A 17,231-nucleotide genomic window follows, 5' to 3' on the forward strand; every position below is an offset into this window, starting at 1 on the left:
GCTACTCTGGTGAACATGTCCACGAACTCCACCTCCCCGGCTCCGGTGCAGAGCCCGCGCCGCGCCTGGGTCATGCTCGTCGTCCTGACGATGCTCAGTGTCATCGGTATGACCATCGTCCTGCCCGTCATGCCCTTCATCGTCCAGCAGTACCTGCCTGCGGGGGATCCGAACCTCGCCATCTGGGTGGGCGTGCTCGAAGGGGTCAACGCGCTCTGCGCCTTCCTCGCGGCCCCGTTCCTCGGAGGGCTCTCAGACCGGGTCGGACGCCGGCCGGTCATCATCATCGCCTCCTTCGGAGCGGTGCTCGGCTACCTGATCTTCGGCTTCGGTGGCGCCCTCTGGATCCTGCTGCTCGGGCGGATCATCCAGGGACTCACCGCGGGGGACCTTCCCGCACTCTTCGCCTACACCGCGGATATCACCCCTCCCAAGGACCGTGCGAAGCGCTTCGGCCTGCTCGGCGCTCTGAACGGCATCGGCTTCATGATCGGACCGGCCCTCGGAGGCCTGTTGTCCGCGATCGACATCCGGCTGCCGGTCTTCGCGACCGCCGCCGTCGCCCTCATCGTGGCGATCCTCTCGATCTTCCTGCTGCCTGAGTCCCTCGCTCCGGAGAACCGCTCGGCCACCCTGAAACTGGAAGAGCTTCATCCGGTGAAGGTCATCTCGGACGCCTTCCGGCGCCCGGCGTTGCGCGGGCTGCTCATCGTCTTCGCGCTCCTGACCATCCCCTTCACCTTCTTCTCGAACAACTTCAGCGTGCTCGCCATCGATGCGGTCGGCTGGAACGCCACCCAGATCGGCCTGCTGGTGGCCGTCATCGGCGTCCTCGACATCGCCGTGCAGGGCGGTCTCCTGGCCTTCCTGCTGCCACGGATCGGAGAACGGAGGACCATCATCATCGGGATCGTAGGCCAGGCGGTGGGCTGTGCCGCGCTCCTGCTGCTCGCGTCGGTCCTCGCGCAGCCGTGGCTGCTGATCGCCGGTGTGCTCATGCTCGGAGCTTCCCAGGGGCTGACCCAAGCACCCCTTGACGGGCTCGTTTCGAGTTCCGTCGGAGACGACGAACAGGGCCGCGTGGCCGGTGCGCTCCAGGCCATCATGTCGGCGATCCAGATGTTCGCGCCACTGGCCGCGGGCCTGATGTACAGCGGGATCGCGCATGCGGCGCCATACGCTCTGGGTGTCCTTCTGGTCATCGCAGGCGCCGTGCTCTTCGCGCGGCTCAGACTGCCGAAACGCGTCGGTGAGCCGGCCGCTGCGGAGAGCGTTCAACTCTGAGGCGTGCTGAGAGCCAAGGCCCCGGTGCTCGATTTCGCAAGTGAGCCCCGGGCCTGATAATGTCTAACTCGCTTCGATCCTCCTTAGCTCAATTGGCAGAGCATTCGACTGTTAATCGAAGGGTTGCTGGTTCAAGTCCAGCAGGAGGAGCAATACAGCCCCGGGCTACGGATTCATTCCATGGCCCGGGGCTTTCTTTTTCTCCGCTCGTGCTTCCGTCAGTTCCAGAAGCCCGCACGAGTCCGGAACATCGTCCTTGCGTGGTTCAGGATGCGGAATCCTTGTTCTTCCGGCGGTCTTCGCGTTTCCAGGGTCCCGGGTTGAGGCGGTAGAGGATGGCAGCCCCCGCCAGGGCCCCGAGGATGATTCCGTACGCGCCCTGGCCGATCGCGCGCCCCGCGAAATATCCGAGGATCCCACCGATGACGGCCCCTATGAACAGCCCCCGCCCATTGCGGTGCGAGCGCTTCCGTTCCTCCGGGCGACGACGCCAGGGGGCGAGGATGCGCCTCGGTGCCCCTTTCACCTGTGATGCACGACGGCGCCAAGCACCGCGGGAGGGAGTCTTGCCCGGGCGCCGCCCGACGTCGTCGTTCACGCTCCCAGCCTATCGCCGGCGCGGGTGGGCGATCGGGCGGCTCATGCGATGGCAGGTACGGTGCGTGGGCGCACGATGAGCCAGAGGCTGAGGATGCCCACTCCGATGCAGCAGATCATGACGCCGGCCATCGGAACCGAGGAAGAGGTGCCGAGCAGGCCGACCACGGGGGAGAGCACACCTGCGGTCAGGAAGGTGCTGGCCCCGAGCAAGGACGCCGCGGTACCGGCCCGGTCGCCGTGCTTGGCGAGACCGAGCACCTGGACACAGGGGAAACAGAATCCGGTGCAGAGGATGTAGAACCACAAGGGGATCGCCAGCCCGAGCAGCCCGGCGTGCGTGACGTCGGCGACGATGATCAGCAGCGCGGCCACCACCTGGCCGGCCGTGGCGAAGGCGAGAATCCACTGCGGGCCGACACGACGGATGAGCCGCGAACTGATCTGGACGCCGGCCACGACGCCGAGGGAGTTGATCCCGAACAGGTAGCCGTATTGCTGCGGGGTGAAGCTGTAGATCTTCTCGAACAGGAACGGGGAGGCGGAGAGGTAGGCGAACAGGCCCGCGAAGTTCATGCCCGCCATCACCAGCACCCCTACGAAGATCCTGTCCTGGAACAGCACACGGTAGTGTCCCAGCACTCCGGAGCCGGCTGCACGGCGTCGTTCGGCGGGGAGCGTCTCCCGGACCAGGAAGAGACAGGCCACGAGGACGAGGGTGCCGTAGGAGGCAAGGAAGACGAAGATTCCGGGCCACGGTGTGATCAGCAGCAGCTGGGAGCCGATCACCGGGGCCAGGATCGGGGCCAGGCCGTTCACCAGCGACATCGCGGCGAACATCCGCACCATCGAGTAGCCGGTGAACAGGTCGCGGACCATCGCCATGGAGACCACGCCGCCACCTGCCGCGCCGATGCCCATGAGGACGCGGAAGATCCCGAGGGGCACGATGTCGTGCGTCATGGAGGCGCCCACCGAAGCCAGGATGTGGAGTGCGGTGGCGCAGAGCAGGGGGAGGCGGCGCCCGACCTTGTCGCTGAGCGGACCCACGAGCAGCTGCCCCAGGGCGAACCCCACCGTGGTGCCCGTGAGGGTGAGCTGCACGGCCGCCTGGCTGACGCCCAGATCCCTTTCGATGGCCGGGAACGCCGGGAGATAGAGATCGATCGTGAAGGGGCCCAGGGCGGTGAGGGCTCCCAGGATGAGGACGTAGGTGATCTTCTGGCGTCGGGACATGGCGGAGCCATGGGAAAGGGTGGGAATGGTCACCTCCACCATCTTAAATCCCACGGGCCCGCGGGGAAGGGGGACGGGGGACGGCTGCGTCAGCTGAACGCAGATGAACATGGCCACGGCCCCACGCCTCCGGCCCGCGCCGCAATGATAGTTTTGTCCAAGGCGGGACCGCGCCGCGACAGGGCGGTCCGCAGCCCGAGTGACACCCGTCACGGACCATGAACCGTCGAGTCGATATGAGGCGAATCTGATGAGCGGACGCCATGCCGGCAGCGCACGGCCCCAGGCAAGCCTGAAGGCCCTCCCCGCGACCGCCCGCAGCGCGGCGCAGCTGCTTCCACGCCAGATCCAGGACGAGATCTCCCTGGCGCAGCTCGAACTCAAGGACAAGGGCGTCAAGGTCGGGATCGCCTCGGCGGGCTTCGTGGCGGCGCTGCTCTTCATCGGGCTGCTCGTCATCGCGTTGGTGGTCGCAGCCATCATGGGCCTTGCCACCGTCATGCCGGCCTGGCTCGCCGCCCTGATCGTCTCTGCGGCGTTCCTGGTCATCGCCGGGATCGGCGGTCTCTTCGGTTTCGTGAAGATCAAGCAGGCCATGCCGCTCGTCCCGGCCCGCACCATTCGCGGCATCAAGCACGATCTGGGGATCGTCAAGGAAGGCAGCGCCTTCGACGCGAGCATCCTGGAGCCGGGATCCCCGGCCTACGAGGCCGCGGCCAAGGCGAAGGCCGAAGCGCAGGCGAAGGCCAAGGCGGACGCCGAAGCGAAGGCCGAACAGAAGCGCGCCGAGGAAGGCCCCGCTCCCACCCAGGATCAGCTGCTGGCCCGTCTCGCCGAGCGCCGCGAACACCTCACAGGCATCCGTGACGAGCTCGGAGCGCAGCTGGACGTCAAGAGCCAGGCACAGGCGCTGGTCACGGATGTCAAGGACCGCGCGGAAGCCGCCAAGGACGCCGCTCAGCAGCGCTTCGCCTCCTTCGCATCGTCCTCGAACGGTGGGGAACAGGGCAGCCCTCTGCAGGAACTTGGACGCCGCTGGAAGCCGATCGCCGTCGCCGCGGCGGCCGGCACGGCCTTCGTGGTGTTGCTCCGCAAGCTCATCAAGTCCTGACAATCGCACGGCGGGGCCGTGCGTTCGGGACATGCAGGCATTGAGGAAGGGGGAGGATGAAGCTCATCGGCGCTGGCGCACGCCCTGGCGTGCCGCAAGTCGACCATGACCGCATCCTCACCGTCCCCAATCTTCTGACGGTGATCCGCTTCCTGGGCGTGCCCCTCTTCATGTGGCTGGTCCTGGGAGCCCGCGAATACGGCTGGGCTGTCGCGGTGCTCGCCGTGATGGGTTCCACTGACTGGATCGACGGCTATGTGGCCCGCCGTTTCGACCAGACCTCCAAACTGGGACGCATCCTCGACCCGGCGGCCGACCGCCTGGCCCTGATCGCCGTCGCGGTGACTCTGGTGCTGGCGGGCGTGGTCACCTGGTGGTACCTGACGGCGCTCCTCGTTCCGGATGTCGTGCTGGGCACGGCGTCCCTTCTGTACTTCCGCAATCACCCTGATCTGCCGGTGAGCGTGGTGGGCAAGGTCCGCACCGCGCTGCTTCTGCTCGGCACACCGCTGTTGGTGCTGTCCGAGATCATGGGAGGACGGGTCCTGTTCGTCATCGCCTGGGTCCTGCTGGCCCTGGGGCTGGTGGGGCACTGGATCGCCGCCATCGGATACTTCCAGGCGATCGTCCGCAAAGGCCGCCCCGTGCGGCGGGCCCGCGTGGCCACTCACCACCGGGAGGCGGATGAGCAAGCAGCGTCCGACGACGGCGGTTCCGGCGTCGTCGGGCAGCGGACACAGCAGGACGAACGGAAGGAGGACGGCACATGATCTGGTTCGCTGTCATCCTGGCCGTCCTGGGTGCGTTCTGCCTGGCCATCGGAACCCAGCGGCAGGGGAGCGCCGTCAAGGCTGACACCGGCGGCCTGGCCCTGGGGTCCAGCAGCTTCCTGCGTTTGCTGCGCAATCCGCGCTGGTTGCTGGGTCTGCTGCTCCTTGCCGGTGGCATGGCGATGAACAGCGTCGCCCTGGTCTCCGCGCCATTGACCGTCATCCAGCCCATCGGCGCCATCGCGCTGGTGATCACCACGGTGGTCAATGCCAAGGATCAAGGGCTGAAGATCAACCGCGCCACGGTGGTGGCCATCTCGGCGTGCGTGACCGGGTCCGCGCTGTTCGTGCTCCTGGCGGTGAACGCCACGCAGGAGAACCATCACGTGGCGGCGACGGACGAGCTGGCCGTGGTCCTGTTGCTGGCGCTGGCGGTGGGACTCTTCGGCTCCCTTGCGGTGATGTTCCGGCACCGGCTGAACGCCTTCGTCTACATTCTCGGGGCCGGTGTGCTGTTCGGTTTCGTCGCCGTACTGACCCGGATCATCGGCAGGCATCTGCTGGACCCCAACGGCCAGTTCCTGCTCAACGTGCCGTGGTACACCCTGGTCGCCATCGCCGCGGCCGGCGGCTTGGGCTCTTGGTTCGTGCAGAGCGCTTACTCCGGCGGTCCGCCGGACCTGGTGGTCGCGGGTCTGACGGTGATCGACCCGATCGTCGGCATCGCGATCGGCATCACTCTCCTGGGTGAGCTTCGTCCCGATGTCCAGCCGGTCGTTGCGATATCCATGGTTGCGGCAGCCTGCCTTGCTATCGTTGGTGTGATCGCCCTGTCCAGGCACCATCCTGAGGTCACCAAGCGCAGGAAGGAAGCCGCCCGGAAATCCTCCGGGAAATAGGCCGGGGCTGTCGCCCGCCACTGAACAATGCCAGGAGAAACCCCCGCATGACGTCCACCGACGGTAGCAAACCCCTGACCATCCTGATCGCCGCGGACACCTATCCTCCGCACGTGAACGGGGCCGCGCAGTTCGGCTACCGCCTGGCCAAGGGCATGACGGCGCGGGGGCACCAGGTGCACGTCCTGGCCGCCCGTCCTGACAAGGGCAAGAGCTACACGGAGTTCCGTCCGGAGGGCACCGTTCACCGGATCCGCTCCCATTCGGTCCCCACTCACGATTCCTTCCGGATCACCTTCCCCTGGGAGATCAAGAAGGAGATCGCGCTGCTCTTCGACAAGGTGCAGCCGGACGTCGTTCACATCCAGAGCCACTACATGATCGGCGAGCATGTCCTCTATGAGGCCGTGAAGCGTGGCGTCCGCGTGGTGGCCACCAATCACTTCATGCCGGAGAACCTGAACCCCTTCCTGCCCTTCCCGCAGTGGCTGAAAGACCGGATCGGCCGGATCTCGTGGAAGGACATGGGCAAGGTCATGGGGCAGGCGAACGTGGTCACCACGCCCACGCCTCTGGCCGCCAAGGCGATGCATCAGCACGCCTTCCTGCGCCAGGTGCTGCCGCTCTCCAATGGCATCGACACCCCTGCGTACGAGCTGCAGCCGGGTGAGGTCGTGGAGAAGAACCCGTACCCGACCATTCTCTTCGCCGGTCGCCTGGCCGAGGAGAAGAATGTCGATGTCCTGATCAAGGCCTTGGGACGTCTTCCCGAGGAGATGAACGTACACCTGGAGATCGTCGGTGGCGGGGAGATCCGTCCCGCCTTGGAGCGCCTGGTGGAGTCCCTTGGCTTGGGGGACCGTGTCACGTTCCTGGGTCTTGCGCCCGACGACGAGCTGCGCCGCGCGTACATCCGCGCCGATCTCTTCTGCATGCCGGGCACCGCGGAGTTGCAGTCGCTGGTCACCCTGGAGGCCATGAGCGCCTCCACCCCGGTGGTGCTGGCCAATGCCATGGCGTTGCCGCACCTGTCTGAGGACGGCGTGAACGGGTACCTGTTCGAGCCGAACAACGTGGTGGACCTGACGGAGAAGATCCAGGCCGTGCTGGGCCAGCCGGAGGAGGGACGCCGCGCCATGGGCGAGGCGAGCCACCGCATGGTCCAGAAGCACAGCCTGGAGAACACGCTGCAGACCTTCGAAGACATCTACCGCGGCGCCGACTACGAGGATCTGCTCGTCTGATCCTTCCGGCGCGATGAAGGCGTCCGGGGCGGTCACGGTAGACTGTTCCGGGCGTCGTTCCAGAGGTCTTCCTGACCCGGAACACCCACGGGGGTATAGCTCAGCCGGTCAGAGCAGAGGACTCATAATCCTTTGGTCCTGGGTTCAAGTCCCAGTGCCCCTACCCGAAACGGCCCCGGAATCACGCGGATTCCGGGGCCTTCCACATACCCCTCGGCGTCGTGCGGCGATCGTCGAGCCGAACCCTTGTGGGGTTGGCATGGCCGGAAACCGCACGAGCATCGAAGTCACCTGCGTTGCCGCCGGCTCGCAGCCAGGGGTTCCGCAAGCTGCCGGTTCAGCTCGCCTGCCACAATTCGATGCGGTTGCCCTCCGGATCGGTGACCCAGCCGAAGCAGCCGATGCCGTCCATCTCCTGGACCTCGTCATCCACCTGGGCGCCCGCCGCCCGCAATTGTGCGAGCATCGCGTCCAGATCGGCGACCCGGAAATTCATCATCGTCTGCTGCGCCGGACTGCCGAAGTACTCGGTGTCGGCGTCAAAGGCAGCGAAAACGGTCGGCCCGGCGTCCTGCTGCCAGAGGCCGTGCCCGTCGATGGCGAGGCCCAGGCAATCGCGGTACCATGCGGTCAAGGTCTGAGGGTCACGGGCGCGGAGAAAATGTCCGCCGATGCCCACTACGCGTTCCATGGGACCAGCATCCCACTGTTCCTGGTGAAAAGGTGTCGTTCCCGGGAGGATTCCGGCATCAGCAGACGCCTCGGCCTTTCATGGGCCGATGCAGCGGTCAACGGTGCGTGTTCAGCTTCTGTCGCCGGCGCGGTGACTGTTCTCCCCGCCGCGCACTTTCGCCTCGCGAGGCTGAGCGGCCGCACCACGGCGTCCCGCTTCTCGCGCGTCCGGACCGCCAGGCGAACCGAAGTGGCCCGTGCTCGCTTTACCGCCGCGGCGGGCCTGCTCGGTGGTGTCGGCGCGCTGTCCGAACTGTCCTGCGTTGTTCTTGCCGGGCATGATGTCCTCCTGCCTCTCATTGACTTCTGTCATCTTCAGGCAAACAGGCTTTGGGCTCCGGAGATAGAGCCTTTCGGTCCGGGTGATCCGCCCGTACAATCGCGCAGACATCCGGCGATACGGCAGGTTTCTGCCGCGAGGTCCTGAGGTTTTCGGCAATGGGATCGTTGCCCGAATCGCCCGACCAGGCGGCCTATAATTTCCTGTACGGGGGCTTGCAAGAACGCCTGGCAAATGACGGGCTGGAGGAGGATTCTGCATGGCGCTCGAATTGATCAATAGAAGCTGGGCCGAAGGCGACCGAGAAGATCATGTTCTCTCTGCCTTGCATCTACTCCGGGAGTTCACCGTGGTGGAAAGCGGAGCCCGCGCCCATCTCATGGCGGATCTGAAGATCAACAGCAACGATCTCTCGGCATTGCGATTCGTTCTGGATGAGTCGTCACGCGAGGCGGTGAGTCCTCGTGCGCTCGGGGCCCATCTGGGGATCACCTCTGCGTCCACCACCGCTTTGGTGAACCGCCTGGAAAAGGCCGGATACCTCAGAAGAGAACCGGATCCTCAAGACCGCAGGGGTTTGGTTCTCCACGCCACTCAGGCCGCACAGGTCATCCTCGAGTCGAGCCTTCAACGGCAAGTCAGCGCGCTTCTCACCGCGGCTGGAGCCTTCAGCACGGATGAGTTGGCGACGGTCGAGAAGTTTCTCGGTGCAGTCATCGACGCACTGAGAACCTAGACGGCGTCAGCCCCCACTGCGTGGCAGCAGCCTCACGCGGCCCTGCCCTCTCACCATGTCCCGGGGAGGGCGGTTCCCTGGCGGCTCACCGTCACGCATAATTACGGCTATGATCCGCGAAGAAGTCAGCTGGCAGCTCGACGACGTCACGATGTACGGCACTCTGGTACGTCCTGAAGGAGAGGGGCCGTTTCCCGGTGTCGTCCTGGTGGCGGGCAGCGGCCCGACCGACCGCGACTGGAACTCACCTCTGCTTCCCGGCACCAATGGCAGTGGACGCTTGCTGGCCGAAGCCCTGGCCGAGGCTGGGTTCGCTTCCTTGCGTTATGACAAGAGGGCGTCCGGCCCGCATGTCCGGGAGAATCTTCCCCGGCTCATCGGCACGATGAGCATGGCCTCCCACTTGGCGGAGCTGAAGGCGGCTGCCGGTCTGCTGGCCGGTCAGGAGTTCGTTGACGACAACAGGATTGTGGGCTTGGGCAACAGCGAAGGATGCCTGCATGTGATCCACTACGCCCTGGGGGACCACGAGCCTGCCTTTGCCGGGGTCATCCTCGCCAGCCCGCCCGGACGAGCCGTCGGGGAGGTGCTGCTGATGCAGCTCAGGACCCAGCTGGGGCAGGTGCCCGGAGGGCTTGAACTCCTCCCTCTTGTCGAGGAGGCTGCCGCGCGGTACAACAGGGGTGAAGCGATGGATCTGGATGAGCGTCTTCCGGAGAGCGTGCGGATGGTGCTGATGAGTTTCGAAACCCCGGCCAATCTGCCACTCGCCAGGGAACTCTGGAGTGAAGACGCCGCCGACGCATTGCCCGGCCTGACCCAGCCCACCCTGGTGATCATCGGTGAGAAGGATCTCCAAGTGGATGTCCGGGCGGATGGAGCCCCACTCCAGGAGGCCGCGGCCGGGAAACAGAACATCGGCTTCGTCTTTCCTCCCACGGCCAATCACGTGCTGAAGGAGGAGACACGCAGTCTTGCCGAACTGGCGGAAGCCCCCGGCACGGGATACAACGAGGAGGGCACCAGGCTGGATCCGGAAAGTCTCGACCTCGTGCTGGGATGGTTGCGGGAAAACATCTGAAAGTCGCCTGAAGACGGCCCGCAGCATGTATGGACCTGCTCGAATTTCCACGTAACGAAACACGAAAGATCGTTTTCGGAATGGAAACTCACTAGAGTGGACTTATCGGATCCGCGCCCAGGGCGCGGATCTTTTCACTCGCAGCACTTCCGAAAGACGGGCACCATGGCCTCTTCTCATGATTTCTTCCTCCACGGGGACCACGCCGCAGGCCGGGCCGTGGTCGCGGAAACGCTCTCCGCGCAGGAATTCATCGTCACTGAAACCCCTAAAGGCGGTCTTCTCGCCAAACGAGGCAGCGCGCCACTGACCATTCTTTTCGGTGCCATGGCAGGCGCGAAATTCCAGATGGTCTTTCTCGTCGATTTCATGGTCGACGCCTCGGGCCGCTTGGTGGTCCGGCTCCACCGCAATATGACATCCGGTGCCCTCAAGGGCGGGGCCATCGGGGCTTCGAAGACCAACACGGCTTTCGAACAGACCGCCAACGCACTGGCGGAAGCCCTTCACACTCGCGGCCTGTTGGCCGAGAGCATCTCCAATTGATCCATCACATCACTCGCAATCACTCGCAGCAAGGAAACCTCATGAGCCAGACCCCTCAGTACCAGGCCCCGCAGTCCCAGCCCTATGCTCCGCAGAAGAGCGGCACCAACACCCTGGCGATCATCTCCCTGATCTCCGCCTTCTTCATCTCGCTCCTCGGCGTCATTCTCGGTTTCGTCGCTCTGAGCCAGATCAAGCGCACGGGTGAGGGCGGTCGCGGCCTGGCGATCGCCGGCATCATCGTCGGTTTCGCGGGCATGGTCATCGGCCTGATCGTGGCGATCAGCACGATCTCCATGAGTGCCTCCCTCAGCAACTACTGAGCTGTTCAGTAGCCGCTGAGTCACGCTTCACCCTGAGGCCCCGGTCGTCATCGACCGGGGCCTCAGGCATGCCCGGCCTCTCACTCACTGGACGACTTCGAAATAGTGAATGCAGGCGTGACTTAACTTGGTGGTAAGGCCCGCCTTCCCTCATGATGTACTCCGGGACGCGCGCGGCGCGCCCCCTGTGATGGAACACCGGGGAACCCCGGTACGAGCAGGACTGGATTGACGATGCCCCTCAAGGCTGCCGGGACCATGGCTGATGCGATCAGTGCGTATCACGACTACGTGGTGAAACAACTCAAGGAACTGCGGGGCCGTCTGGGCGATCTCGGAACAGCGCTCGCACAGGACGACGTCGACGGCGCGCGCACAGCGTGGCTCTCCGCCCAGCAGTGCTGGCAGCGTGTCGGTGCGGCGTACGGAAGCTTCGGCGAGCTGGGCGACGCGATCTCTCCCGGCTCGCGCGGATTGCAGCGAGGCTCGGAGGATCCGGGCTTCACGGGCCTGCGCCGTCTCGAATACGGGCTCTGGCACGGCCAGGGTCAAACGCAGCTGAAGCCCGTCCTGGACCGGCTCGCCACGGATCTCGACGCCCTCGAGAAGAAACTTCCGGAGCTTTCGACGGATCCGGCGGACATGCCCCTGAGGCTCCATGAAATTCTGGAGGACGCTCAGCGTGACCATCTCTCCGGCAACGGCGACCAGGGCTCAGGGACGGCGGTCGCCCTCACCCGCGCCGATGTGGAAGCGACGCAGGAGGTCCTGAACCTCCTGCGGACCCTGCTCGAACGGCTCAAGTCCGGGTACCCGGCGCAACTCGACAGGGAACTGTCGAGCCTGTTGCAGGCCATTGACCAGACCCGTGCCGCGGGCTCCTGGATCCCGTACCCGCAGCTGAGCATCCTGCAACGCCAGCGGGTCAACGGCGCGCTCGGGCAGGCGCTCGAAACGCTGGCGCTCGCCCCGGCGTTGTTCTCCACCGAGTGAACCGTACCAGCAGCCTCCCCGCCCCCTCTTGCCGACGAAAGACCCTGCCATGAACCTCGAACGCCGTTCCTTTCTGATGGGTGCCGCGACCTCAGCCGCTGGTGGACTGCTGGTCGCCTGCACCCCGGAACAGCAGCAGGCTGCCACCGGAGCCACCGACGTCGTACCGTTCCACGGCGACAACCAGGCGGGTGTCTACCGTCCTGCGACCCAGCAGGCCAGCGCCTGTTTCGCCGCGTTCACCGTGCTGGCGAAGGACCGTGCGGAGCTGAAGACCCTCTTCCAGAGGCTCACCACCAAGTCGCGCATCCTCATGGGCGGGCATCGGCACGACCAGGCGCTGCCGCCGGAGGAACTGAGCGGCGTGGACGGCGCCCCGCCCGTGAATTCCGGTGTCCTCGGCGACGATGTCCCGGCCGCCAGCATCTCGCTCAGTTTCGGCCTGGCGGGCAGTCTCTTCGATCGCCAGGAATACGGGCTCAAAGCGCGAAAGCCCGTGGGTCTGACGGGAATGAAGGTCTTCCCGAAAGATCAGATCGACGATGCCTGGACCGGCGGAGACCTCATGATCCAGATCTGCGCCGATTCCCAGGACGCCGTGCACTACGCGTTGCGCGACATCATGAAGGCGACCCGTGGGCAGCTTCAGCTGGCGTGGAAGATCAATGGCTTCCACAACGCGCCGCGGCCCGAAGGGGCACCACGGAACCTTTTCGGGTACAAGGACGGCATCGTGAACCCGGGCGCCGAGGAGAAGCTGGTCTGGATCGACAAGGATTCCGGGCAGCCGGCCTGGACGGAAGGCGGGACCTTCCTGGTGGTGCGCCTCATCCGCATGCTGGTGGAGTTCTGGGACCGCGTCGGGCTGGGGGAGCAGAACGGCATGATCGGCCGTGAACGTGTCTCGGGCGCACCGCTGGGCAAGAGCAAAGAGACGGACGAACCGGACTACGCCAACGATCCCAAGGGGGACACGATCCCTCTCGACGCGCACATCCGGCTGGCCAATCCACGCACCAAGGAGACCTCGCGTTCCCGGATGCTCCGCCGTGGCTACAACTACGAGATGGGCGTGGATCTGAACGGCAATATGCAGGCCGGCCTGATCTTCGCCTGCTATCAGCAGAACATCCAGGAACAGTTCGAAGCCACGCAGACGCGGCTGGCGGACGAACCCATGACCGATTACATCGAGCCCTTCGGTGGCGGTTACTTCTTCATGCTCCCCGGCGTCAAGGACGAGAAGGGCTACCTCGCCCAGGGTCTTTTCGCCTGACGCTCAGCGGAGGATCGCTTGGGTCCCCGACGACGACGGCGCGGGCCGGCTTGGCGGGTTCTGGCGTCGTGTTTCTGAAGTTCGTTTTGGGTTGGCTCTTGCGAGGACCTGTTCCGGGGTCAGGAGCGGAGCCGCCACGCCAGACGCTTAGACTTTCCCTACTGTGCGAGCAATCAGGACCGAACACCAGGGAAAAAGGGAACACCGATGAAGACGACTCCCCGTCGAGGACGAATCTCGAGATCCATCGCGACCATTGCTGCCACCGCAGCTGCCATGGTCGGAGCCGCAGGCCTTGCTGCAACGGCGGCGCCGGCGGCGTCGGCGGACACTGCCGCTCCAGTCACGGTGCTCGATAGCGCGGGCGCGGCAATGCTTCAGGGCGTGGGCCAGGAACAGCTGCTCTGCCCGGGCGGGGCGCTACAGGGTAAGGTCACGGTCGCCATCATCGAGCCGTTCCTCGCCCAGGCGTCACCCGCCGCGGGTGGCTGCAATCTCGCGGATATCAAGGCGGCGAACCCCCAAACCAAGATCCTGGCCTATGTGAACGTCGCGGCCATGTCCCCGCGTGAGCCGGCATCCGGCGTATTCCAGTCAAGCTGCGTGAGCCTGCCCGATGACGGTAGCCGGCCCAGTTTCACTGTTCCAGTCGGCGGGAACGCGGCGCTGCTCGCCGCAATGAACGAAACCCCACAGACCACCTCAGGGCTGGTCCACTACCCGGATTTCGACTGGCTGCTCCTGGCAGACACCGCTAACCCCGATTACCGCACGGCGTGCGCGAGCGGCGTGAAGACGATGCTGACCACGAAATCCACGCCCGGGGTCCGGACGGCCACGGCGCCCGCAACGAACTTCGACGGCGTGATGTTCGACGACGTCAACATGTCTCCGCAGCACGGGATCGACATCGCCACCGTGGGCGCCTATGGGTCGTGGACCACGGATGCCGAATACGGCGACGATATGAACAACACGGTGGAGCAGGCGGCGCGCGCGGCCCGGGGCGTCGGCCGAGCCGTCACCCTCACCGCCAATGTCGGGGTAACCACCTGGGCTGCGGAGAGCGATCTTGGCCGCGGGGTGAACCCCGAGTCGCACACCACCTCAAGCACCGGGGTGCAACGGGCCCTCACCCTGGCCCGCTTGCGGCTGGACGCGGGAACGACCCTGGAGACCTCGGCCTCGCCGCTGATCGACGCGTTTATCCGCGAGTTTTCCGTGCAGTGGTCCATGGGCTACCCCCTCAGCAATCCCGAGCTGGACAGCTTCCGGGGCTTCGCGCAGGGCGTGGCCGCGCGCAATGTAACAGTGATCAACCACGACTACAGCGTGGACCTACTTAATACGAGCGTCGGCACCTACAGCGGCGGCGGAGCGGTTTCGGGCCAGCCCTGCCTACTCACCGCGGATGCGAACCGTGCCGCCATCGTCGCGGCCGCGAAGACCCGCCGAACCAACGATCAAGCCTTCACCTACGCCCTGACCCTGGCTGCCCGGACCTCCGCACTCCGAAACGTGGCCGCGACCGTCAACCAGGCCCAGCCAAGCTGCCAGGACGCCGGCGGGGCCGGGCAAGCGACCCGGGCCGAGTCCGTCACGACCCCTAGCGTGAACCTGGCGGACACGAAGGTTGCCGCCTTGGCCGCCAAGCTCCGCAACGGCGTCTATGCGACAAGCGGCATCGATCCGGTTCAGGGCACCGAGGTCCGCACCTTCAGCCTGAGCGACGGCAGCCGCCTCTACTTCAATCCAACGACGACAACGGTGACCGCTACCGTCGGCGGCGTGACCCGCAGCTTTGGGCCGCGCTCGGTCTCGATCGGCTAGGGGAGCCAGTGCCACGTGTCGTCGGTTTCTGAATGGTCGGTGGTTTGGGAGAGCCGGGTGTGGTGAATTCTCCGGCCCCTGCGTTGCGGCTTTTGAGGGTGAGGAGTCCGCGTTGCGTGGTTGGCTCCGGCCCGAGCCGTCGTCGTCAGCTGTGTTGTGCCTCAGCTCGCCGCGGCTCAGTTCGTGGAGGCGCCGGACGCGGTGCAGGCGTAGAGACCGGAAACGCCGCTCGCGGTCACCGCGGTGCAGTTCTCCTGGACCCAACTGCGGATCTCCGAGGAGGTACCGCTGCTCTGCTGGCCGCCACCCATGCCACCGCCCATTCCGCTGCCGCTGAGCAGTACGTACTTCAGGGCCCCGGAGGAGACGAGCGCCTTGAACTGCTCCACCGTGGGCACCGGGTCGTTGCCGCTGAAACCTCCCACCGGGAGGACCGACTGACCGCCGCTTCCGGTGATGATTCCTGCAGCCTCCTGCGCACCGAACGTCGCGACGAGATACTGAGCGGTGCCCTTGTTGGCTTCGAGATAGCTGATGAGGGCGGCGGACGCGGTGCCTTCCATGCTTCCGGCACCACCCGTACCCCCGGCTCCGGGGAATTGGCGACCGGTGCCGCTGCCCGGGACCGTCCCCGATGTTCCGCCCGAGATACCCTGCTGGCTTCCCGGGAACCCTCCGGGACCGCCCTGGAAGCCGGTTCCATTGCCTGAACCGCTCGTACCCGGCGGCGTTCCCGGGAAGCCGTTCTGACCTCCTGCGCCGGGGCCGCCTTGGAAGGACCCCCGGCCACCACCGATGCCGCCACCCATGTAGTCCACGCCGCCGGCCACCGGGTTGATCGAGTTGGGATGAGCGAGCGTGACGGCGGACCAGACCGCAGGGGTCAGGAGCAGGCCGCCCAGGACCAACGCGGCGGTCCAGAAACGGAGAATGGAACCACGCCGCTTCTCCCAGAGAAGGGCGGCCACCGCGCCCAGGGCGAGCACAGCCTGAACGAGCGCGACGGGGATCGAATAGCCGCCGTAGACCAGTGCTATCCCGATGGCTGTCACGACCGCGACACCGAGGAGCGAGTGGAGGGGCCATGCCACGCGCTTCGATCGGGCCAGTCCCACGGCGAGACCGATGGTCAGAGCGATCGGGACGCCGAGTGCCGCGGTGTAGAACTGGTGCATGCCCGCCACCGCGGAGAACATGACGAAGAACGTCAGGATCCAAGTACCCAGGAAGACAGGGAGAGCCGGTTTCCAGCCCGCCCTGCGTCCGAGGATGAAGAGTACGACGACGGCCAGCACCGAGGCGGGTAGCAACCAGGCGATCTGTCCGGCCAATTGGCTGTTGAAGAGCCGGAAGACACCCGCCGAACCGGAGAACGGCGGTGTGAAGGAGTTGTAGGCGGTGGAATCAGCGGTGCTCTCCCCGAACCGGCCCAGGCCGTTGTAGCCGAAGACCATCTCCCAGGGGTCGTTGTGCAGGGTGCTCCCCACATAGGGGCGGTCCGACGCCGGGATCATGGCGACCGCGACGATCCAGAGCAGCGAGGCACCCAGGCTCACGACTCCGGCGACCGCCGTGTGCCAGAGCTTCCGGAGCCACGGCTGCGGGGTGCACAGGTAGGCGGCGGCCAGAGCGGGCCAGATCGCCCAGGCCTCCAGCATGTAGGTCTGGAACGACACCGCCACGAAGAGGCCTGCCAGAAGCAGCCAGCGGAAGCTGTTCTGCTGAACCGCGCGGACCGCCGCCCAGGCCGTCAACGCCAGACCGAGGACGAAGAACGTCTCGGGCTGATTCGAGCGTGAGACGGCCACGAGGATCGGAGTCGTGGCCAGGACGGAACCGGCCACCAAGCCCGCGAACGGTCCGGCGACCCGCTTGGCGGTGAAGGCGAGCAGCAAGGTGGCGGCCACTGACGCCAGTGCGTTCGGGAGGATCACCGAGAAGGTGGAGAACCCCATCACCTTGATGAACAGCGCCGGAATCCAGAAGGAGCCCGGGATCTTGTCCAGCGTGACAGTGCCCGCGGGATCGAAGGAACCGAAGAAGAAGTTGTGCCAGTTCTGGCTCATCGACAGGGCGATCGAGGCGTAGTACTCGGAGCGGGACCCGGCCCATACACCCCAGACGGAGAGCGCCGCCGCGGCAAGGGCCAGAACTGCCACTCCCAGGGGCCAGGGCCCCCATCGCCGACGGCTGCCGGATGAGGTCGAGAGGCTACGGAGGTCACTGAGGGAGGCTGCGGTTGTGGTGGTCATGATCCAAGCTCAGCCGAGCGGACGGTGCCCGGGCTGAGGCG

The 17,231-nt window shown here is 65.8% G+C and carries 17 protein-coding genes and 2 tRNA genes; 14 read left to right on the plus strand and 5 right to left on the minus strand.

Translation table 11 applies throughout. The features are described from left to right. The first annotated feature begins 15 nt into the window (after nt 1-15). A complete protein-coding gene (locus ACIPXZ_RS13395; protein ID WP_400595096.1) occupies nt 16-1,284 on the plus strand; it encodes an MFS transporter in 1,269 nt (422 codons plus the stop codon). A 77-nt stretch (nt 1,285-1,361) separates the two neighbouring features. Beyond that, nucleotides 1,362-1,434: transfer RNA gene (locus tag ACIPXZ_RS13400), tRNA-Asn, on the plus strand. Between the two features lie 115 nt (nt 1,435-1,549). On the opposite strand, the gene ACIPXZ_RS13405 is transcribed toward ACIPXZ_RS13400, so the two are convergent. Together ACIPXZ_RS13405 and ACIPXZ_RS13410 are read right to left on the minus strand one after the other, a co-directional pair. Next, the gene (locus tag ACIPXZ_RS13405) at nt 1,550-1,882 is read right to left on the minus strand and encodes a hypothetical protein (protein WP_400595098.1); all 333 of its coding nucleotides are present in this window, start codon (nt 1,880-1,882) and stop codon (nt 1,550-1,552) included. Nucleotides 1,883-1,923: 41 nt separating this feature from the next. Then, nucleotides 1,924-3,159 (minus strand): multidrug effflux MFS transporter, encoded by a 1,236-nt coding sequence (locus ACIPXZ_RS13410; RefSeq protein ID WP_400595100.1) that lies wholly within the window; start codon nt 3,157-3,159, stop codon nt 1,924-1,926. A gap of 208 nt (nt 3,160-3,367) precedes the next feature. Between ACIPXZ_RS13410 and ACIPXZ_RS13415 the strand changes: the two genes are divergently transcribed. The 5 genes from ACIPXZ_RS13415 (at nt 3,368) to ACIPXZ_RS13435 (ending at nt 7,304) form a co-directional block, all read left to right on the plus strand. Then, complete coding sequence (locus ACIPXZ_RS13415; protein WP_400595102.1) at nt 3,368-4,228, plus strand: phage holin family protein; 861 nt, start codon at nt 3,368-3,370, stop codon at nt 4,226-4,228. Nucleotides 4,229-4,284: 56 nt separating this feature from the next. After that, nucleotides 4,285-4,998, plus strand: a complete 714-nt coding sequence (locus ACIPXZ_RS13420) for a CDP-alcohol phosphatidyltransferase family protein (protein ID WP_400595104.1) — start codon at nt 4,285-4,287, stop codon at nt 4,996-4,998. Beyond that, nucleotides 4,995-5,897 (plus strand): DMT family transporter, encoded by a 903-nt coding sequence (locus ACIPXZ_RS13425; RefSeq protein ID WP_400595106.1) that lies wholly within the window; start codon nt 4,995-4,997, stop codon nt 5,895-5,897. The genes ACIPXZ_RS13420 and ACIPXZ_RS13425 overlap by 4 nt, the downstream gene beginning before the upstream one ends. Nucleotides 5,898-5,944: 47 nt before the next feature. Further along, nucleotides 5,945-7,141, plus strand: coding sequence for a glycosyltransferase (locus tag ACIPXZ_RS13430; protein ID WP_400595108.1), 1,197 nt, complete (start codon nt 5,945-5,947; stop codon nt 7,139-7,141). An 89-nt stretch (nt 7,142-7,230) separates the two neighbouring features. After that, a tRNA-Ile gene (locus ACIPXZ_RS13435) sits at nt 7,231-7,304 on the plus strand. A 174-nt stretch (nt 7,305-7,478) separates the two neighbouring features. On the opposite strand, the gene ACIPXZ_RS13440 is transcribed toward ACIPXZ_RS13435, so the two are convergent. Further along, nucleotides 7,479-7,832: a VOC family protein gene (locus ACIPXZ_RS13440; protein ID WP_400595110.1), complete on the minus strand. Its 354-nt coding sequence runs from the start codon at nt 7,830-7,832 to the stop codon at nt 7,479-7,481. 111 nt (nt 7,833-7,943) lie between these two features. Further along, complete coding sequence (locus ACIPXZ_RS13445; RefSeq protein ID WP_400595112.1) at nt 7,944-8,186, minus strand: hypothetical protein; 243 nt, start codon at nt 8,184-8,186, stop codon at nt 7,944-7,946. A gap of 226 nt (nt 8,187-8,412) precedes the next feature. Here ACIPXZ_RS13445 and ACIPXZ_RS13450 point away from each other — a divergent pair, with 226 nt between their 5' ends. The 7 genes from ACIPXZ_RS13450 (at nt 8,413) to ACIPXZ_RS13480 (ending at nt 14,938) form a co-directional block, all read left to right on the plus strand. Continuing rightward, entirely contained in the window at nt 8,413-8,889 is a 477-nt protein-coding gene (locus ACIPXZ_RS13450) for a MarR family winged helix-turn-helix transcriptional regulator (RefSeq protein ID WP_400595114.1), read from the plus strand. Nucleotides 8,890-8,998: 109 nt separating this feature from the next. Beyond that, a complete protein-coding gene (locus ACIPXZ_RS13455; RefSeq protein WP_400595116.1) occupies nt 8,999-9,970 on the plus strand; it encodes an alpha/beta hydrolase family protein in 972 nt (323 codons plus the stop codon). Nucleotides 9,971-10,135: 165 nt separating this feature from the next. Further along, on the plus strand, nt 10,136-10,516 hold the full coding sequence (locus ACIPXZ_RS13460) for a hypothetical protein (RefSeq protein WP_400595118.1): 381 nt from the start codon (nt 10,136-10,138) through the stop codon (nt 10,514-10,516). A 41-nt stretch (nt 10,517-10,557) separates the two neighbouring features. Further along, nucleotides 10,558-10,839, plus strand: a complete 282-nt coding sequence (locus ACIPXZ_RS13465) for a DUF4190 domain-containing protein (RefSeq protein WP_400595120.1) — start codon at nt 10,558-10,560, stop codon at nt 10,837-10,839. Between the two features lie 258 nt (nt 10,840-11,097). Beyond that, nucleotides 11,098-11,832 (plus strand): EfeM/EfeO family lipoprotein, encoded by a 735-nt coding sequence (locus tag ACIPXZ_RS13470; protein WP_400595122.1) that lies wholly within the window; start codon nt 11,098-11,100, stop codon nt 11,830-11,832. A gap of 49 nt (nt 11,833-11,881) precedes the next feature. Further along, nucleotides 11,882-13,108, plus strand: a complete 1,227-nt coding sequence (locus ACIPXZ_RS13475) for a Dyp-type peroxidase (RefSeq protein ID WP_400595124.1) — start codon at nt 11,882-11,884, stop codon at nt 13,106-13,108. Between the two features lie 207 nt (nt 13,109-13,315). After that, on the plus strand, nt 13,316-14,938 hold the full coding sequence (locus ACIPXZ_RS13480; protein ID WP_400595126.1) for a hypothetical protein: 1,623 nt from the start codon (nt 13,316-13,318) through the stop codon (nt 14,936-14,938). A gap of 176 nt (nt 14,939-15,114) precedes the next feature. Here ACIPXZ_RS13480 and ACIPXZ_RS13485 read toward each other — a convergent pair whose 3' ends face one another. Next, nucleotides 15,115-17,190 (minus strand): ArnT family glycosyltransferase, encoded by a 2,076-nt coding sequence (locus ACIPXZ_RS13485; RefSeq protein WP_400595128.1) that lies wholly within the window; start codon nt 17,188-17,190, stop codon nt 15,115-15,117. Between the last annotated feature and the right edge of the window lie 41 nt (nt 17,191-17,231).

It is taken from the genome of Arthrobacter sp. NPDC090010, assembly GCF_044748305.1.
GTDB lineage: Bacteria > Actinomycetota > Actinomycetes > Actinomycetales > Micrococcaceae > Arthrobacter_E.

Excerpts from the sequence above, each read along its gene's own strand:
- ACIPXZ_RS13415 (WP_400595102.1), top strand. The coding sequence starts at position 3,368 with ATGAGCGGACGCCATGCCGGCAGCGCACGGCCCCAGGCAAGCCTGAAG.
- ACIPXZ_RS13425 (WP_400595106.1), top strand. The coding sequence starts at position 4,995 with ATGATCTGGTTCGCTGTCATCCTGGCCGTCCTGGGTGCGTTCTGCCTG.
- ACIPXZ_RS13445 (WP_400595112.1), bottom strand. The coding sequence starts at position 8,186 with ATGACAGAAGTCAATGAGAGGCAGGAGGACATCATGCCCGGCAAGAAC.
- ACIPXZ_RS13480 (WP_400595126.1), top strand. The coding sequence starts at position 13,316 with ATGAAGACGACTCCCCGTCGAGGACGAATCTCGAGATCCATCGCGACC.
- ACIPXZ_RS13420 (WP_400595104.1), top strand. The coding sequence starts at position 4,285 with ATGAAGCTCATCGGCGCTGGCGCACGCCCTGGCGTGCCGCAAGTCGAC.
- ACIPXZ_RS13485 (WP_400595128.1), bottom strand. The coding sequence starts at position 17,190 with ATGACCACCACAACCGCAGCCTCCCTCAGTGACCTCCGTAGCCTCTCG.
- ACIPXZ_RS13450 (WP_400595114.1), top strand. The coding sequence starts at position 8,413 with ATGGCGCTCGAATTGATCAATAGAAGCTGGGCCGAAGGCGACCGAGAA.
- ACIPXZ_RS13475 (WP_400595124.1), top strand. The coding sequence starts at position 11,882 with ATGAACCTCGAACGCCGTTCCTTTCTGATGGGTGCCGCGACCTCAGCC.
- ACIPXZ_RS13395 (WP_400595096.1), top strand. The coding sequence starts at position 16 with ATGTCCACGAACTCCACCTCCCCGGCTCCGGTGCAGAGCCCGCGCCGC.
- ACIPXZ_RS13460 (WP_400595118.1), top strand. The coding sequence starts at position 10,136 with ATGGCCTCTTCTCATGATTTCTTCCTCCACGGGGACCACGCCGCAGGC.
- ACIPXZ_RS13465 (WP_400595120.1), top strand. The coding sequence starts at position 10,558 with ATGAGCCAGACCCCTCAGTACCAGGCCCCGCAGTCCCAGCCCTATGCT.
- ACIPXZ_RS13430 (WP_400595108.1), top strand. The coding sequence starts at position 5,945 with ATGACGTCCACCGACGGTAGCAAACCCCTGACCATCCTGATCGCCGCG.
- ACIPXZ_RS13455 (WP_400595116.1), top strand. The coding sequence starts at position 8,999 with ATGATCCGCGAAGAAGTCAGCTGGCAGCTCGACGACGTCACGATGTAC.
- ACIPXZ_RS13440 (WP_400595110.1), bottom strand. The coding sequence starts at position 7,832 with ATGGAACGCGTAGTGGGCATCGGCGGACATTTTCTCCGCGCCCGTGAC.
- ACIPXZ_RS13410 (WP_400595100.1), bottom strand. The coding sequence starts at position 3,159 with ATGGTGGAGGTGACCATTCCCACCCTTTCCCATGGCTCCGCCATGTCC.
- ACIPXZ_RS13470 (WP_400595122.1), top strand. The coding sequence starts at position 11,098 with ATGGCTGATGCGATCAGTGCGTATCACGACTACGTGGTGAAACAACTC.